The following is a 16,364-nucleotide window of genomic DNA, read 5'->3' on the forward strand; positions in this document are numbered from 1 at the left end:
GCAAAATTTGCTGTGAAATAAGGATATGACAGAATGAAGCTGGATAAATTCGACCTCGCCATCCTGACGGCCCTGCAGCAGGACGCCCGCATCAGCCTGCACGACCTGAGCGCCAAGGTGGGCCTGACCTCGTCGCCATGCTGGGCGCGCATCAAGCGCATGGAAGACGATGGCGTCATCGAAGGCTATACGGTGAACGTCAACGCGGCCAAGGTGGGCTTGGCCGACACCGTCATCGTGCAAGTCACACTGGACGACCATTCCGACCAGGCCCTGTTCGAATTCGGCCACGCGCTGGCCATGATCCCGGAAGTGCTGGAAGCGTTTCTCGTCTCGGGCGACTACGATTACTACCTGCGCATCGCGGTGAGCGACACGCGCGACTATGAACGCCTGCTGCGCGAGCGGCTATACAAAATTCCCGGTATCCGCCACAGCAAATCCAGTTTCGTGTTGCGCCAGCTGAAGCAGAGCTATTTGCCCCTGCAACGGTAAGCTTGTACACGGCGGGAATTTTTCCCTAGTTCTCCGAAGGTGGCTGTCCGATACTGGACGCAATAAAAACCACTATAAAACGGGGATACGCATGAAACTGACTTTATTCGCCGCCGCCGCCATGGCGCTGTGCCAGGCGCAAGCCGCCGAGCCGGCCACCTCGGGCGACTTGCCCACCGTCGTCATCACGGGCAGCATGCCGCTGCCCACCGTGGAGCAGCCGCGCGATACCCTGGCCGCGCCCGTGCAGACGGCCAGCGCGCAGCAGATCGCCCGCAGCGGTGCGCTCGACATTTCCGCCTTCTTGCGCCGCAACCTGGGCAGCGTTGTCGTGAACGAAGTGCAGAACAATCCGTTCCAGCCCGACGTCAGCTATCGCGGTTATACGGCCTCGCCCCTGCTGGGCACGCCGCAAGGCCTGTCCGTGTATCTCGATGGCATGCGCCTGAACCAGCCGTTTGGCGATGTCGTCAGCTGGGACTTGATCCCGCGCATGGCGATTGAATCGCTGACGCTGATGCCCGGCTCGAACCCATTGTTCGGCTTGAATACCCTGGGCGGCGCGCTGGCCCTGCAAACCAAGGACGGGCGCAGCAGTCCCGGCACCGCCATCGAGGCGCGCCTGGGCTCGCACCAGCGCCGCGCCGTCGAATTCGAGCATGGCGGCAGCAATGCGCAGGGCTGGCACTGGTATGTGACGGGCAACCGCTTCAAGGAAGAGGGCTGGCGCGACGATTCGCCGTCCGACGTGCGCCAGGTGTTTGGCAAGCTGGGCTGGAGCGATGCGCGCACGGACATTGCCGCCACCGTGGCCCACGCGGACAATGCACTGACGGGCAACGGCTTGCAGGAGCAGCGCCTGCTGGCGCGCGATTACCGCAGCGTCTACACCAAGCCGGACTTGACGCAGAACAGGTCGACCCTGTTGAACCTGACGGGCAAGCACCAGGCCAGCGATGCCTTGCTCTTGTCCGGCAATGTGTACTACCGCAAGATCGACACGCACACGTTCAATGGCGACCTGAACGACGAGTCGCTGGACCAGTCCGTCTACCAGCCCGGCGCGGCCGAGCGGGCGGCCCTGGCGGCGGCCGGCTACACGGGCTTTCCCGCCAGCGGGGCGAACGCAGGCAATACGCCGTTTCCGAAATGGCGCTGTATCGCCAACGTCTTGTTGAACGATGAGCCGGCTGAAAAATGCAATGGCATGATCAACCGCAGCCATACCGTGCAGGAAAACTATGGCTTCTCCGGCCAGTTCACCGTGCTGGCCGATCTGGCGGGCGCGCGCCATGCCGTCACGGCCGGCGCCGCCCATGACACAAGCCACGCCACCTTCCGCCAGACCAGTCAGTTCGGCTACCTGAACCCGGACCGCAGCATCACGCCCGTCGCATTCTTTGCCGACGGCACGGAAATCGACGATGACGGCACGCCCGTCGACAACCGGGTCGACTTGAGCGGGCGCATGCGTACGTGGAGCGTGTATGCGAGCGACAGCATGGCGTTCAATCAAAATCTGACCTTGACCGTTTCCGGCCGCTACAACCGCAGCACGGTGCGCAACCGCGACGCCATCACGCCGGGCGGGGGCAGCGGTTCGCTCGATGGCGACCACCGTTTCAGCCGCTTCAATCCCGCCATCGGCCTGGCCTATGCGCCGGCGAAGGGCGTGAGCGCCTACCTCGGTTACAACGAAGGCAGCCGCACGCCGACGGCCATCGAACTCGGTTGCGCCGACCCGGAAAACCCATGCCGCCTGCCCAACGCCATGGCCGGCGACCCGCCATTAAAACAGGTGGTGACGAAGACGTGGGAAGCGGGTGTGCGTGGCAAGCTCGCCGACGTGGCCCGCTGGAGCGCGGGCGTGTTCCGCGCGGAAAACCTCGACGATATCCTGTTCGTGGCCGACAACCAGGCGGGATTTGGTTACTTTAAAAACTTCGGCAAGACGCGCCACCAGGGCGTGGAGCTGGCGCTGGACGGCAAGGCGGGCGCGCTGGACTTCGGCGTCAACTACACGTGGCTGCAGGCGACGTATCAAAGCCGGGAAGTGGTCAACGGCAGTGCCAACAGCAGCAGCGACGCGGATGCGCCTGGCCTGGAAGGCAATATCGTCATCACGCCCGGCAACCGGATTCCCTTGACACCCAGCCATATTTTCAAGGCGCACGTGGATGTTCAGGGCGGACGCGACTGGACGGTGGGCCTGGCCATGACAGCCGTGTCGAGTGCCTATGCGCGCGGCAATGAAAACAACCAGCACCAGGCGGGCGGGCCAGCGTACCTGGGGTCGGGCAAGAGCGGCGGCTATGCCGTGGTGGAACTGAATGGCAAAGTCCAGCTGACGCCGCAGCTGAGCATATTTGCCCAGGTGAATAACTTGTTCGACCGGAAATATGCGACGGCGGCCCAGCTGGGCGCCACGGCTTTCGACGCCAACGGCAATTTTGCCGCCCGGCCGCTGCCGGCCGTGAACGGCGCATATCCGATGGTCAACGCGACCTTCTATGCGGCCGGCGCGCCGCGCAGCGTGAATGCGGGCTTGCGCTACGTGTTTTAAGGGTGGATCTGTTCGATGACGCCATTACGGAGCGCAAGATGCACGAGGGCGGCGGGGCCGGCCACGTCGAGCTTTTCCTTGATGCAGGTCTGGTGGTTGGCCACCGTCTTGCTGCTCACGTGCAGCAGGCGGGCGCAGTCGGCGGCGCTGCGGCCTTCGGCCAGCAGGCGGAAGATTTCGAATTCGCGCTGGCTCAGGCTGCTCAAACGCTGCGCTTCCATGCGGGCCGTGCCCTGCAGCACGCCGGGCGCGCTGTGCGGGTCCAGGTAGCGCCGGCCCGCGTGGGCGGCGCGCACGGCATCGACCAGGTGTTCCGGGTCGGCCTGCTTGCTGACGAAGCCGCAGGCGCCGCCGTCAAACGCGCGCGCGATCAGCTGCGGCGTGTCGTGCATGGAAAACACCAGCACGCGCGCAGCGGCGTCGCGCGCGACCAGCTTGCGCAGCAATTCCAGGCCGCCGATGCCGGGCATGGACAAATCCGTGACACACACGTCCGGCGCCAGCTCCAGGTACAAGCCATACGCCGTTTCGCCATTGCCCGCTTCGGCCACGACGGCGATGTCACCGCCCTGTTCCAGCAGGCGCCGGTAGCCCGTGCGCACCACCGGGTGGTCGTCCACCAGCATCACGCGGATCGGCTGCAAGGCGTTGTGCATGGCGTTCATGCCGCGCACCGGGCCGCCAGGGCCACTTCGATGCGCAAGCCGTTGCCCAGCGCACTGATCCAGCGGATATGGCCGCGCAGGCCGGCGACTCTTTCACGCATGCCCAACATGCCGAAGCCATCTGCTGGCGTTTTGTCCTGACACAAACCCTGGCCATTGTCTTCGATGGCCAGGTGCAGCAAGCCGTGCGCATCGGCGCGCAATTCCACCGTGGCCTGGTCGGCGCCCGCGTGGCGTGCCACATTCGTCAAGCCTTCCTGCACCAGGCGGTAGATGGCCGTGGCGATGCTGTCGTCGAGGTCGGCGGGGATGGCGTGCGGCGCGAAACGGCAAGCGATGCCGTGCTGCTGGGCCCAGCTGTCGCACAGCGCCTGCAGGGCCGCTTCCAGGCCCAGGCTGTCGAGTACGGGCGGGCGCAGCCGGCGCAGCATGCTGCGCACCATCGCATGCAGTGCTTCCGCGGAGCGGGCAATGCTGGCGGCGCAGGCTTGCACATTCGCCTGGTCGCCATCGCGCGCGCGCAGGATATAGCTGGCGGCGGCACGGATGGCCGTGCAATCTTGTCCCACCTCATCGTGCAACTCGCGCGCCAGCGCGCAGCGTTCCTCTTCCTGTGCGCGCAGCAGACGTTGCGTGAGCGCGCGGTTTTGCGCCAGCAGCAGCGCCACCTGGCGTCCGCGTCGCACGGCAAAGCCGGCCAGCACCAGCACCAGCAGCAGCAGGCTCATGGCCAATTCATCGAGTTGCCAGTGCTCCTGGCGCCAGAGGACGCGCGTCAGCCGTTCGGCCAGGTCCAGCCTGGCGGCCAGCAGGAAGAAAGCCAGCGCCAGCGCGCAGCACGCGAGGATGCGCCAAGCGCGCCAAACCGGCCGCGTGCCTGAGCGGCCGCTGCCGGCCAGTTGGTAGTGTTCCATGATGCGGCTCCCTGAGCACGGTCGATCCCCTTGTTGTGCAAGCTTCATGCCATCGGCACAGGGGAGGGGAGTGGTGCCAGGGGCGCGTCGGGCGGGGCGCCGGCGGACCCAGCAGTGTTCCAGGATGGAACAGGTGTACCGCGATGTGACGGTGCAGCAAGCGCGGGTTTGGAGCGGACTGACGTCGCATCGGCATGGCGGCGCATACGCCTGGGCGACCATGAATATTGTTTAAATATAACGTTGAGATTCCTCAAGCTTTCATAGCTCAAACAAAACAAAGCTTCGCAGCGTTAGATAAAAGATAAAAAAATGATATTAAAAATATGATATTTATTTTATGTAATTTGCTATATCTGTTGAGCTTTTTGTCAAAAAACTGACAGCGGGCGTCAGACCTGCCGACCTATCCATCCACAACAATCAAGGGAATAGCATGAATCGTATATCACATGCGCGGGTCTCGCCCGCCACCGTATTTGCCGCACTGGCCACCTTGTCCGTGCTGGCCCCGGCGCCGGCCATGGCCGGTGTCATGACCTTCGATAACTTGCGCCCCGACGTGTATGAAAGCGGCCAGACGCTCAATACGTCGAGCTACAATCTGCTGTTCCTGACCGACCCGACCACGGCGGCCGGCGGTGGCGTCAGCGGCGTGGGCGCCATCCTCGATGGCCGCGCGGGTTCGTCGTGCGATATCGCCGCCTGCCCGCAGGGCGCCAGCGGTAATTACCTGGCCATCCTCAACGATGGCGGCGTGAATTTCTCACGCGCCGACCACCGGGCATTCACCCTGTCCGGTTTCGACTATTCCTTCATCGCCCCCATCACGGGCTTGCCGAACATGAATTGGGGCCAGCTGCAACTGAGCGGCACCCTCAGCAACGGCCAGGTGGTCAGCACCTCGCTGGCGTTCCCCGGTCAGGGCAGCGATGGCAATTACCATTTCCAGAGCGCTTCCCTTCTGAGCGGCTTGCGCAACTACGCCTTCACTGGCCTGACTTTCAATGCGTGCATTTTCAATGACACTGGCGCGTGCAGCAATTCCCTCGATTTCCCCGCCTTTAACCTGGGTCAGTTTGCGCTCGATAATATCAATATCAGCGCCGTGCCGGAACCGTCGACCTGCATGCTGATGCTGACCGGCCTGGGTGCCATCGGCATGCTGTCGCGCCGCCGCGCCGGCACGTTCGCCACTGCCACCGTGCAAGGAGCGTGAGATGAAATTACGTCCCGTTTCACTCGCCATCCTCCTGCTGGCCAGCAGCCTGGCGCCTGCGGCGCAGGCGCAGGAACGCCGCTCCTACATCGTGCAGCTGGTCGACAAGCCGGCCGCCACCTACACGGGCCAGGTCGACGGCCTGGCCGCCACCAGGCCGGCCCCCGGGGCGCGCATCAATGTGGGCGCGGCCGATGTGCAGGCTTACCTGAGCTACCTCGATGCCAGGCAGGCCGCCGTGGCCGGCACCGTCAGCGCGGCCGAGATCACGCACCGGTACAGCGTCGTCTTCAACGGCTTTTCCGCCTTGCTGACGGACGATGAAGTGCGGCTCCTGAAGAAAAACAGGGGCGTGGCCAGCATCAGCGCCGATTCCATCCTGCGGCTCGACACCACCTACACGCCCACCTTCCTGGGCCTGGACAAGCCGGGCGGCATCTGGGAGCAGCTGGGCGGCAAGGCGCACGCGGGCGAAGACATCATCATCGGCATCGTCGACAGCGGCATCTGGCCCGAGAACACGGCCTTTGCCGACCGCCTCGACGAGAACGGCGTGCCCAGCCACAGCGGCAACAATGTCGTGTACGGCGCGCCACCGGCCAGCTGGCAGGGCGCTTGCCAGACGGGCGAAGGATTCTCCACCGAGAATTGCAACAACAAGCTGATCGGCGCGCGCTACTACCGCGCCGCCACGTCGGCGTTGCACTGGACGGAATTTTTGTCGCCGCGCGATTCCATCGCCGGGCTGACGGGGCACGGCGGCCATGGCACGCACACGGCCTCCACGGCCGGCGGCAACAATGGCGCCCTGGCCACCTCGAATGGCGTGTCGCTGGGCAAGGCGTCCGGCATGGCGCCGCGTGCCCGTATCGCCGCCTATAAAGTCTGCTGGACGGCTGCCTCGACGGGGCGCAACGGTTGCGCCACGGCCGACAGCGTGGCCGCCATCGACCAGGCGGTCAAGGATGGCGTCAACGTCATCAACTTTTCCATCGGTCCGAACGCGGGCGGCGGCGCCTTCGACGAGCCGACGGAAGTGGCTTTCCTCGGCGCGGCGGCGGCGGGCGTGTTCGTCGCCACGTCGGGCGGCAACTCCGGCCCGGCCACGCCCGCGCCCGACGTGCCGGCGCCCGTCTCGCACATCAGCCCCTGGCTGGCAACGGTGGCCAATTCCACCCACAACCGCCTGTACGCGGCCAACGTCATCCTCAGCAACAGCAGCAAGCTGGAAGGCGCCTCGAGCAATGCGAAGACGCCCGCGCTGCCGCTGATCCGCTCGCGCGACGCGGGCCTGGCCGGCGTGTTGCCGACGGATGTCAACCTGCTGCGCTGCTTCGGCGCGGCCGATGCCACCTCGGCGTATCTGGATCCGGCGAAAGTGGCGGGCAAGGTGCTGGTGTGCGACCGTGGCGGCAACGTGCTGGTCAACAAGAGCGCGAATGCCAAAACGGCGGGCGCGGCGGGCGTGATCATCGCCAACGTGGCCGGTGGCGTCAACACCATCATCAACCAGGCGCATGCGCTGTCGACCGTGCACCTGGCGCAGACGCAGGGCGACGCGCTGAAGGCTTTCATGGCGGCCAACCCCGATGGTACGGCGGCATTGGGCGAAATCCATACCATCGCCGACACCACGGTGCAGGCGCCGATCGTCAGCGACCGTTCCTCGCGCGGGCCGAACGTGGCCAACGCGAACATCCTGAAACCCGACCTGTCGGCGCCCGGCACCAACGTGCTGGCTGGCGTGACGGCCGACCTGACGCAGGCGCAGCGCGATGCCGTGGCGGCAGGCGGCGCAGCGCCCCTGGCGGAGTGGGATTTCTATTCCGGCACCTCGATGGCCAGCCCGCACGTGGCCGGTGTGGCGGCGCTGCTCAAGCAGCAGCATCCGGACTGGTCGCCCGCGGCCATCAAGTCGGCGCTGATGACGACGGCCTTCAGCACGTATTCCGACGGCTTGAACGGTTCCGTGTCGTGGGATGCCACGGCGAAGAACTCGGGCCAGCTGCCGTGGGGCCAGGGCGCCGGCCACATCGCGCCGAACGGCGCGGCCGATCCGGGCCTCGTGTACGACGTGTCGGAAATCGACTATGCACGCTTCTTGTGCGGCCTGAACCTGAAGGTCTACAGCGCCGCCACCTGCCAGGCCATCGGCACCATTCCTGCCTACAACCTGAACCTGGCGTCACTGACGGCGGCCAACGTGCTGGGCACGCAAGTATTGACGCGCACGGTGACCAACGTGGGCGCCGGCAGCGCCGTCTACAACGTCTCGGCCAGCCTGCCCGGCTACACGGTGGCGGTGACGCCAACGAGCCTGAGTCTGGCGCCGGGCGCCAGGGCGCAGTACCAGGTCAAGCTGACGCGCACCACGGCGCCGGCCAATACCTGGACTTACGGCGCCCTGAGCTGGAGCGATGGCACGCACACGGTGCGCAGCCCGCTGACGGCGCGCGGCACCTCGCTGGTCGCCATTCCACTGGTCAGCAGCGAAGCGGCCACGGGCAGCAAGGTGCTGACCCTGGGTACGGGCTTCACGGGCGCGCTGGTGGGCGTCAAGTCGGGGCTGGTGGAAGCCGTGCGCGAAACGCGCACGATCGGCCAGGCCAACAACAGCACGGCTTCGGCCAGCTGCAAGGCTGGCGGCGCCACGGGCGTGAATGTGCACAACGTGGTGATTCCGGCCGGCACCCTGGCGGCGCGTTTTGCCACTTACGACGCGGAAACGACAGGTGGCGAAAATACCGACCTGGACATGGAGGTCTACAACGCCGCCAATGTGCTGGTCGGCAGCAGCGGCAATGAAAGTTCCAATGAGCAAGTGGAACTGCGCCTGCCCGCCGCCGGCACGTACAAGGTGTGCGTGATCGGCTTCGCGCCGCAAGACGGCCAGGCTGACTACACGCTGTCGTCATGGGTGCTCGCGCCGGGCTTGTCGAATGGCGGCTTCAAGGCGCTGATGCCGGGCACGGCCTACACGGGCGGCACGGCGACTGTCTTGCTGAGCTGGTCCAACCTGGCCGAAGGCAAGCGCCACCTGGGCGCCATCGGCTACCAGGTGGGCGGCGTGGTGCAGGGCGTCACGGTGGTGGAAGTCAATACCAATGATCCCGTGCCGCTGTTCCAGAATGCGCGCGGCGCCAAACCGGTGCTGGCTGAATAGACCGTTCGCTGTGTGAACGCAAGGCGTGCCTCCGGGCACGCCTTTTTTTATTCGCTCACCCCCGTTCGGGAGGAATAGCGCTTGCATGGCGGTAACGCCACCGGTATCTTGTCGGATAGCCATGGCTTTGTGCCCTGGCATTCTTGGGGAGTCGCGCGTGACCAGTTTCCGCACCAATACCGACCGCCTGCTGGAAGTGCGCCTGCAGGATGAAAAAGTGCTGGCGATTGCCGGCGCCATGGTCGCCTATACGGGCAGCATCAAATTTGAAAAATCCCTGCTCGGCGGCGAGGGCATCTTCGGCGCGCTCAAGCGCAAGGTGACGAACGAAGGCATGCAGCTGATGCAGGCTTCAGGCAGCGGCACGGTGTTTTTCGCGCAGAATGCGGCCGAGATCACCGTCATGGCGCTGGCCGGCGAAAAGCTGACCATCGAAAGCAGCAGCCTGCTGGCCTACGACACCAGCCTGAAGACGGGTACCAGCTTTGCCGGCTTGCGCGGTGCCAGCTCGGGTCAGGGCCTGTTTTCCACCACCGTCGAAGGCCATGGCAACCTGGCCGTCATTTCGCGCGGCAACCTGATCATGCTGGAAGTGACGCCTTCTCACCCGCTGCGCGTGGACCCGGACGCCTTCGTCGGCTTCAAGGGCGATATCCGCCAGGAATTCGTTTTTGATGTCAACTGGCGCACCATGATCGGCCAGAGCTCGGGCGAATCGTACCAGCATAAATTCACAGGCCAGGGCGTGGTGTTCATCCAGCCCGCCGAACGTTAAGTCAGCGAGGACCCGCGATGCCTGTCTATCAGCAGATCAATGAAAAGATGCTTGAGGTTAAACTCGGCAATGAAGAAGTGTTCGCCCGCAAGGGCGCCATGGTGTCTTACCAGGGCGATGTGGCGTTCAGCCGCTCCTTCCTGGCGGGCCAGGGCGTGCAAAGCCTGGCCATGCGCGCCGTCACGAACGAGGGTTATGCCCTGATGTCGGCGCGCGGCACGGGCAGCGTGTTTTACGCGCAGGGCGGCCTGTTCGTCAGCATCGTGCCCGTGCGCGGCGAAACTTTCTATGTGGAAAGCGATTCCCTGCTGGCCTTCGATGCGCGTCTGACGGCCGGCACCATGTTCCTGGGCAACCAGGGCGGCGTGCAGGGCGTGGTGCGCGGCATGGCCTCGGGCCAGGGCTTGTTTACCACCACCTTGCAAGGCACGGGTGAAGTGGCGATTTTGTCTGACGGCAACGCCATCGGCTTGCCCGTCACGCCGGACGTGCCCGTGTTTGTCGACCCGCAAGCGTATATCGGCCACACGGGGCAGCTGAGCTCAACCATCGTCACGGACCTGAACTGGAAAACCTTCGTCGGCCAGGCGTCCGGCGAATCGTACCAGGTGAAGTTTACGGGCCAGGGCACGGTCTACATCCAAGCGAGCGAAAGGTAAGCCATGACGATTTACAATCCCGATACCTTGCCGAAGAACGATAACCTGAACCGTTTTTCGTATGTCATCGACGTCAAGGAACAGATCTTCATTCGCAAGGGCAAGATGATCGCCTTCTATGGCGAGCTGCGCTTCGAAGCCATGGGCAGCAGTGTGCTCGACCTGATCGTGCGCAATGCCTTCAATGCGCCCAAGTATGTGCACCACTTTGTCGTGGCGCAAGGCCAGGGCCAGTTGATCCTGGGCGATAACGGCAACGACCTGGCGTGCTACGACCTGGACAACGCCAACATGACGATCCGCGCGAAAAACCTGCTGGGTTTTACCAAGGATGTGATCTGCCAGGAATCGACCTTGCCCGGCTATCTGACCATGATAGGCACGGGTAAAGTCATCGCCTCGTCGAACGGCCCCGTGCATTTCCTGGAATTGCCGTGCCGCGTGGACGAGCAGGCCGTGCTGGGCTGGGCAGATTGCCCCAGCCCTTCGTATCACTACGATTACGCCCACGTGCAGGGCTGGGCCTCGGCCGCCGGCGCGCTCACGGGTTTTACCCTGTCGGGCGAGGAAAAGCAGATCGACTTCACGGGCGCCGGCACGGTGCTGGTGCAGTCGTCCGAACTGGACGTGACGGGCAGCTCGGCCCTGATGCAGCTGCTGGCGCAATTGCCGCTGCTGGGCAAGGAAGACTTGGGTACCTTGAGTCTTTCCGTCCAGCAGCAGATGAAGCAGGAACGTTAAGCTACCTGACGGTCGCCCAGCCGGGCGGCCGCTTCTCTAAAAAGGCGGCAACGCCTTCCTCCGCATCCTCTTCCATCATATTGCGCGCCATCACGTCGCCCGCATACGCATACGCGTCGTCCAGCGGCAGCTGGCGCTGCCGGTAGAACATGGCCTTGCCATAGCGGATGGCCGTCGGGCTTTTCGCCATGATCTGCTGCGCCAGGCGCGCCACGGCCTCGTCGAGCGCCGCGTCGGCCACCGTTTCGTTGATCAGGCCCCAGTCGGCGGCCGTGTCGGCATCGATGAAGCGGCCCGTCACCAGCATGTCGAAGGCCCGCTTGGGCGACACATTGCGCGACAGGGCGACCGATGGCGTGGCGCAGAACAGGCCCACGTTGATGCCGGACACGGCAAAACGGGCGGACGCGCCCGCCACGGCCAGGTCGCAGCTGGCCACCAACTGGCAGCCGGCCGCCGTGGCGATGCCGTGCACGCGGGCAATTACGGGCACGGGCAAGGTTTGAATGGCTTGCATCACGCGCGAGCATTGCGCGAACAGGGTTTGATAATATGCAAGCTGGCGCGTGGCCTGCATCTGGCGCAAGTCGTGGCCCGCGCAAAAGGCCTTGCCTTCGGCGGCCAGCACCACGCAGCGCACGTGCGGCTGCTGCGCGATGGCTTCGAACGCCTCTTGTAGCGCCGCCAGCATGGCTTCCGACAGGGCGTTGAATTGCAGGGGGCGGTTCAGGCGCAGGGTGACGAGGCCATCGTGCTCTTCGCGCAGCACCAGCGGTGCGTCGGTATCCTGGGTATCGGGTGTTGCGGTCATGCGGTCTCCAGTGGCCTGATGGCCTTTTTTTATGGAAAAATCTTACTTGGCGGCGTTGACGCTGCCGATGCCGGCGATCGACTTGTGCACGATCTTCGGCTTGCCGTAATAGGTCAGTTCGCCCATGCCGCGCACCACGGCGTTCAGTTCGCCCGAGGAATACACCTTGACGGAACCGATGCCTTCGAAATTCACATCGACGTTTTTCGCCAGCAAGGCTTTCGTATCGACTTCGCCCACGCCCTGCGCCTTCAGGCGCAGCCAGTCGACCTGGCCATCGGCGGCCAGGCGGCCCGCGCCCTTGTAGCTGATGTCGACTCTTGGACCATTGAGCTTGGTCAAGATCTTCTCGCCCGCGCCTTCCGCGATCAGCTTGCGCAAGGTGGGCATGGTGATGATGACGCGCGGGTCGCCCTCGGTCTTCTTGATGTCTTTATCCTTCATGGAAATTTTCAGCTCGCCATCGACCACTTCGGTGATCACGCCGCTGAGGAATTTCTGGTCGCCGCGCAGCAGCAGGCTCTGCTCCTTGCCCGATTCCACTTCGATGCTGATGGGGCCGCGGATGTCGATGGCGTTGAAGGCGGCTACCGTGCGGGTTTGCTCGTCGGCATGCGCGAGGGGGGAGAGGCAGGCAAGGGACAGGGCTGACAACAGGAACAGAGGGCGCATGGCGGTTTCCTTGAGTAGTTGATCAGTGTATTCTATTGTGCAACATCTCCATTGGGGAGAAATTTGCGATGAACGGCACAAATCGCGGCGCGGATGATACGCTGCCGCCACCGGCCAGCCGCGCGCCCGACGCGGCGCCGTTGGGCTATGCTATGGCGTACCGCGTCCTGGAGACTAGATGAAAAATTACCACAAAGAAGATTATCCCGTCGCCGATATCCGCCGCTTCCTCGAACCGGGGCCGGTGGTGCTGGTCAGCTCCACCTGGAAGGGCGAAAGCGACGTCATGACCATGGCCTGGCACATGCTGATGGAGTTTACGCCATCCTTGCTGGGCTGCTTCATTTCCGATGCGAACCACAGCTATGAAATGATCAAGCGCAGCATGGAATGCGTGATCAACCTGCCCACGGCCGACATGGTCGACCAGGTGGTCGCCATCGGCAATTGCAGCGGCGAAGACACGGACAAGTTCACGGCCTTCGGCCTGACGCCGCAGCCGGCCGAACTGGTGGGCGCACCGCTGATCGCCGAGTGCTACGCCAACTTCGAATGCAAACTGGCGCAGGTGGCGGGCAACCCGAAGGGCGGCTTCTTCATCTTCGAGTGCGTGAAAGCCCACGTGGCCACCTCGCCCAAGCTGCCTGAAACCCTGCACTACCGGGGTAATGGCGAGTTCATGGTGTCGGGCCGCACCATCAGCCGCAAGAGCCTGATGAAGCCTGAAATGCGTTAACCCCAAACGCAAGGGCCGGGGTCGGACCCTGAGGGTCCGACCCCAGATTTTGTCATTGGTTTAAATCACACCTTGCGCCAGCATCGCGTCGGCCACTTTGACGAAGCCGGCGATATTGGCGCCATCCACATAGCTGACCGTGCCGTCGGCGCGCGTGCCGTATTGCTTGCACGCGGCATGGATGCCTTGCATGATCTGCAGCAAACGCGCGTCGACTTCTTCGCGCGGCCAGGAAATTCGGGCCGCGTTCTGGCTCATTTCCAGGCCCGACGTGGCCACGCCGCCCGCATTGCTGGCCTTGCCCGGCGCATACAGCACGCCGGCCGCCTCGAAGGCCTTGGCTGCCTCGATGGTGGTGGGCATGTTGGCGCCCTCGGCCACGCACTGCACGCCATTGGCGATCAAGGTGCGCGCGTCGTCGATGTTCAATTCATTTTGCGTGGCGCAGGGCAGGGCGATGTCGACCGGTACATGCCATGGCGACACACCCGCTTCGAAGCGCACGCCCGTGCGTTCGGCGTAATCGCTGACGCGGCCGTACAGATGGTTCTTGATCTCCATCAGGATGGCCAGCTTTTCCGGCGTAAAACCGTCTTCATCGATGACGGTGCCGCTGGAATCGGAGACGGTGATGACTTTCGCGCCCATGGCCATGGCTTTTTCCACCGCGTACTGCGCCACGTTGCCCGAACCGGACACGGACACGCGCATGCCTTCGAACGAGCGGCCCCGCGTTTTCAGCATTTCTTCGGCAAAATACACGGTGCCGTAGCCCGTCGCTTCCGGCCGCATCAGCGAGCCGCCGAAGCTGGCGCCCTTGCCCGTGAACACGCAGTCGGCACGGTTGCTGAGTTTTTTCATCATGCCGGCCATATAGCCCACTTCACGCCCGCCCACGCCGATGTCGCCGGCCGGCACGTCCGTGTCCGAGCCCACATGGCGGAACAGTTCGCTGACGAAAGCCTGGCAGAAACGCATCACTTCGCCCGGGCTCTTGCCCTTCGGATCGAAATCGGCGCCGCCTTTGCCGCCGCCCATCGGTAATGTGGTCAGCGCATTCTTGAACGTCTGTTCGAAGGCGAGGAATTTCAGCACGGACAGGTTGACGGAGGGGTGGAAGCGGATGCCGCCCTTGTACGGCCCGATGGCCATGCTGTGCTGGATGCGATAGCCGCGATTGACTTGTACTTGCCCATGGTCATCGACCCACGACACGCGGAACATCACCACACGCTCCGGCTCGATCAAGCGTTCCAGCAAGCCTTGTTCCGCGTATTTCGGGTGCTGTTCCAGGAACGGCCACAAGCTCTCCATGACTTCGGTGACGGCTTGCAGAAACTCGGGTTGACCTGGATTGCGTGCGGCGACATGCTGGACATACTCGTGAGCAGATGCGTATTTCATCAGAATTCCATGGAGGTAATCGGTTATTTGGGCAACTATCATCGCAGATTTCGCACGAAAATGGTGCGGAAATTTGGTTTTGAGGGGTTTCTGCTACATTGTGGGGATTTTTTAGGGCTCTGCGGTCGATGTGGGGAGGGAACTGGCTTGGCCCACAAACGACAACGCCAGCCCGAAGGCTGGCGTTGTCGTTATTGCCGGGTGGATCACCCCGCCATGCTGCGCAAGATCAACCCCGTGATGTAGGCGCCATAGGTGCCCAGCGCGTAGCCGAGCACGGCCAGCAGGACGCCGACGGGCGCCAGCGATGGGTGGAAGGCGCTGGCGATGACGGGGGCCGAGGCGGCGCCGCCGATGTTCGCTTGCGATCCCACGGCCATGAAGAACAGGGGCGCGCGGATGAGCTTGGCGACGAGCAGCATCAGGCCGCCATGCACGGCGATCCAGATCAGGCCCAGCAGGAACAGGAAAGGCTTGTCGAACAGGGCTTTCAAGTCCATGTGCATGCCGATGGTGGCCACCAGCACGTACAGCATGGCCGAGCCGATGGTCGAGGCGCCCGCGCCCTCCAGGCTGCGCGCCTTGGTAAAGCTGAGCAGCAGGCCGAAGGTGGTGGCGAGCACGACGATCCAGAAGAAGTTCGATGTCAGGCTGTAATCCTGCAAGCGCCACTCGGCGGGCAGGGTGGCGATCCAGCCGATGATGGGGCCGGCCAGGAAGTGCGACAGGCCAGTCACGCCCAGGCCTACGCCGAGGATGATCATGATGTCGGTCAGGGTGGCGATGCGCGCGTGCTGGGCCCGATAACTTTCGATGCTGTCCTTGAGCGCATTGATGGCGGATAAATCCGCGCCCGTCCAGCGGTCGAAGGCGCCCGCGCGGCCGGCCAGGAACAGCAGCACGGCCGTCCAGACGTTGGCCACCAGCACGTCGACGGCGACGAACTGGCCGAACAGCGTGGCATCGACTTCAAACACTTCCTTCATGGCCGCCTGGTTGGCGCCGCCGCCTATCCACGAACCGGCGACGGTCGTCATGCCGCGCCAGGTGTCGCCCGCCACCGTTTCCGGGTGGATCAAACGCAAGGCTTCGAACGAGACGAGGGCGCCCAGCATCACGCCGAGCGTTCCTGTGAGAAACATGATGATGGCCTTGGGGCCCAGGCGGATGATGCCGCCGAAATCGATGGCCACGCACAGCAGCACCAGCGCGCTGGGCAGCAGATAGTCGCGCGCCACGGCGTACAGGCCGGAGGCGTTGCCGTCGATGATGCCGAAGGTGTTGAGCAGCGCCGGGATCAGGTAGCACATCAGCAGCGACGGGATATAGGTATAAAACTTTTTCCAGAAGCCATTTTGGCGGGAGGCGGTCCAGAAGACGGCCCCCAGGGTCATGGCGAGCAGGCCGAGGACGACGGCGTCGTTGGTGATCAGGGCGGGTGTGGCAGGTGGCATCGGGGATTCCGGTGAACGTGTCAGGGACGCACGGGAATCCGATAAGGCCCCCGGGCGCAGGGTGGCCGTATCGTATAGTAATGTTGAAGCTTA

14 protein-coding genes are annotated in these 16,364 nt (G+C 63.9%); 8 read left to right on the forward strand and 6 right to left on the reverse strand.

All coding sequences use genetic code 11. The annotated features are described in order from the left end of the window. Positions 1-33: 33 nt before the first annotated feature. Both O0882_RS22115 and O0882_RS22120 read left to right on the forward strand, forming a co-directional pair. Complete coding sequence (locus tag O0882_RS22115; RefSeq protein WP_070217690.1) at positions 34-495, forward strand: Lrp/AsnC family transcriptional regulator; 462 nt, start codon at positions 34-36, stop codon at positions 493-495. Positions 496-586: 91 nt separating this feature from the next. After that, positions 587-3,058, forward strand: coding sequence for a TonB-dependent receptor (locus tag O0882_RS22120; RefSeq protein WP_289951519.1), 2,472 nt, complete (start codon positions 587-589; stop codon positions 3,056-3,058). Here the strand turns inward: O0882_RS22120 and O0882_RS22125 are convergent. After that, positions 3,055-3,723, reverse strand: a complete 669-nt coding sequence (locus tag O0882_RS22125; protein ID WP_289951522.1) for a response regulator transcription factor — start codon at positions 3,721-3,723, stop codon at positions 3,055-3,057. The two genes, O0882_RS22120 and O0882_RS22125, sit on opposite strands and share 4 nt — an antisense overlap. After that, positions 3,720-4,637, reverse strand: coding sequence for a histidine kinase (locus O0882_RS22130; RefSeq protein ID WP_289951524.1), 918 nt, complete (start codon positions 4,635-4,637; stop codon positions 3,720-3,722). Before O0882_RS22130 ends, O0882_RS22125 begins: the two co-directional genes overlap by 4 nt. A 436-nt stretch (positions 4,638-5,073) precedes the next feature. Between O0882_RS22130 and O0882_RS22135 the strand changes: the two genes are divergently transcribed. The 5 genes from O0882_RS22135 to O0882_RS22155 all read left to right on the forward strand — a co-directional run bounded on the left by O0882_RS22135 (position 5,074) and on the right by O0882_RS22155 (position 11,194). After that, positions 5,074-5,856 (forward strand): NF038120 family PEP-CTERM protein, encoded by a 783-nt coding sequence (locus O0882_RS22135; protein WP_289951526.1) that lies wholly within the window; start codon positions 5,074-5,076, stop codon positions 5,854-5,856. Between the two features lies 1 nt (position 5,857). Next, on the forward strand, positions 5,858-9,019 hold the full coding sequence (locus tag O0882_RS22140) for a S8 family serine peptidase (protein WP_289951527.1): 3,162 nt from the start codon (positions 5,858-5,860) through the stop codon (positions 9,017-9,019). 121 nt (positions 9,020-9,140) lie between these two features. Next, on the forward strand, positions 9,141-9,794 hold the full coding sequence (locus O0882_RS22145; RefSeq protein ID WP_289951530.1) for an AIM24 family protein: 654 nt from the start codon (positions 9,141-9,143) through the stop codon (positions 9,792-9,794). Between the two features lie 17 nt (positions 9,795-9,811). Next, complete coding sequence (locus O0882_RS22150; protein WP_101483726.1) at positions 9,812-10,453, forward strand: AIM24 family protein; 642 nt, start codon at positions 9,812-9,814, stop codon at positions 10,451-10,453. 3 nt (positions 10,454-10,456) lie between these two features. Next, positions 10,457-11,194, forward strand: coding sequence for an AIM24 family protein (locus tag O0882_RS22155; RefSeq protein WP_289951535.1), 738 nt, complete (start codon positions 10,457-10,459; stop codon positions 11,192-11,194). 1 nt (position 11,195) lies between these two features. Here the strand turns inward: O0882_RS22155 and O0882_RS22160 are convergent, their stop codons facing one another. Both O0882_RS22160 and O0882_RS22165 read right to left on the reverse strand, forming a co-directional pair. Beyond that, complete coding sequence (locus O0882_RS22160; RefSeq protein ID WP_289951537.1) at positions 11,196-12,005, reverse strand: enoyl-CoA hydratase; 810 nt, start codon at positions 12,003-12,005, stop codon at positions 11,196-11,198. 42 nt (positions 12,006-12,047) lie between these two features. Then, a complete protein-coding gene (locus tag O0882_RS22165) occupies positions 12,048-12,677 on the reverse strand; it encodes a head GIN domain-containing protein (RefSeq protein WP_289951540.1) in 630 nt (209 codons plus the stop codon). Between the two features lie 178 nt (positions 12,678-12,855). Here O0882_RS22165 and O0882_RS22170 point away from each other — a divergent pair, with 178 nt between their 5' ends. Next, entirely contained in the window at positions 12,856-13,413 is a 558-nt protein-coding gene (locus O0882_RS22170; RefSeq protein ID WP_289951543.1) for a flavin reductase family protein, read from the forward strand. Between the two features lie 60 nt (positions 13,414-13,473). On the opposite strand, the gene gdhA is transcribed toward O0882_RS22170, so the two are convergent. Together gdhA and O0882_RS22180 are read right to left on the reverse strand one after the other, a co-directional pair. Next, positions 13,474-14,817: an NADP-specific glutamate dehydrogenase gene (gdhA, locus tag O0882_RS22175; RefSeq protein WP_289951544.1), complete on the reverse strand. Its 1,344-nt coding sequence runs from the start codon at positions 14,815-14,817 to the stop codon at positions 13,474-13,476. Positions 14,818-15,023: 206 nt separating this feature from the next. Next, the gene (locus O0882_RS22180) at positions 15,024-16,271 is read right to left on the reverse strand and encodes a DUF819 family protein (protein ID WP_289951545.1); all 1,248 of its coding nucleotides are present in this window, start codon (positions 16,269-16,271) and stop codon (positions 15,024-15,026) included. Positions 16,272-16,364: the final 93 nt, after the last annotated feature.

This window comes from Janthinobacterium sp. SUN073 (assembly GCF_030397665.1).
Lineage (GTDB): Bacteria > Pseudomonadota > Gammaproteobacteria > Burkholderiales > Burkholderiaceae_D > Janthinobacterium.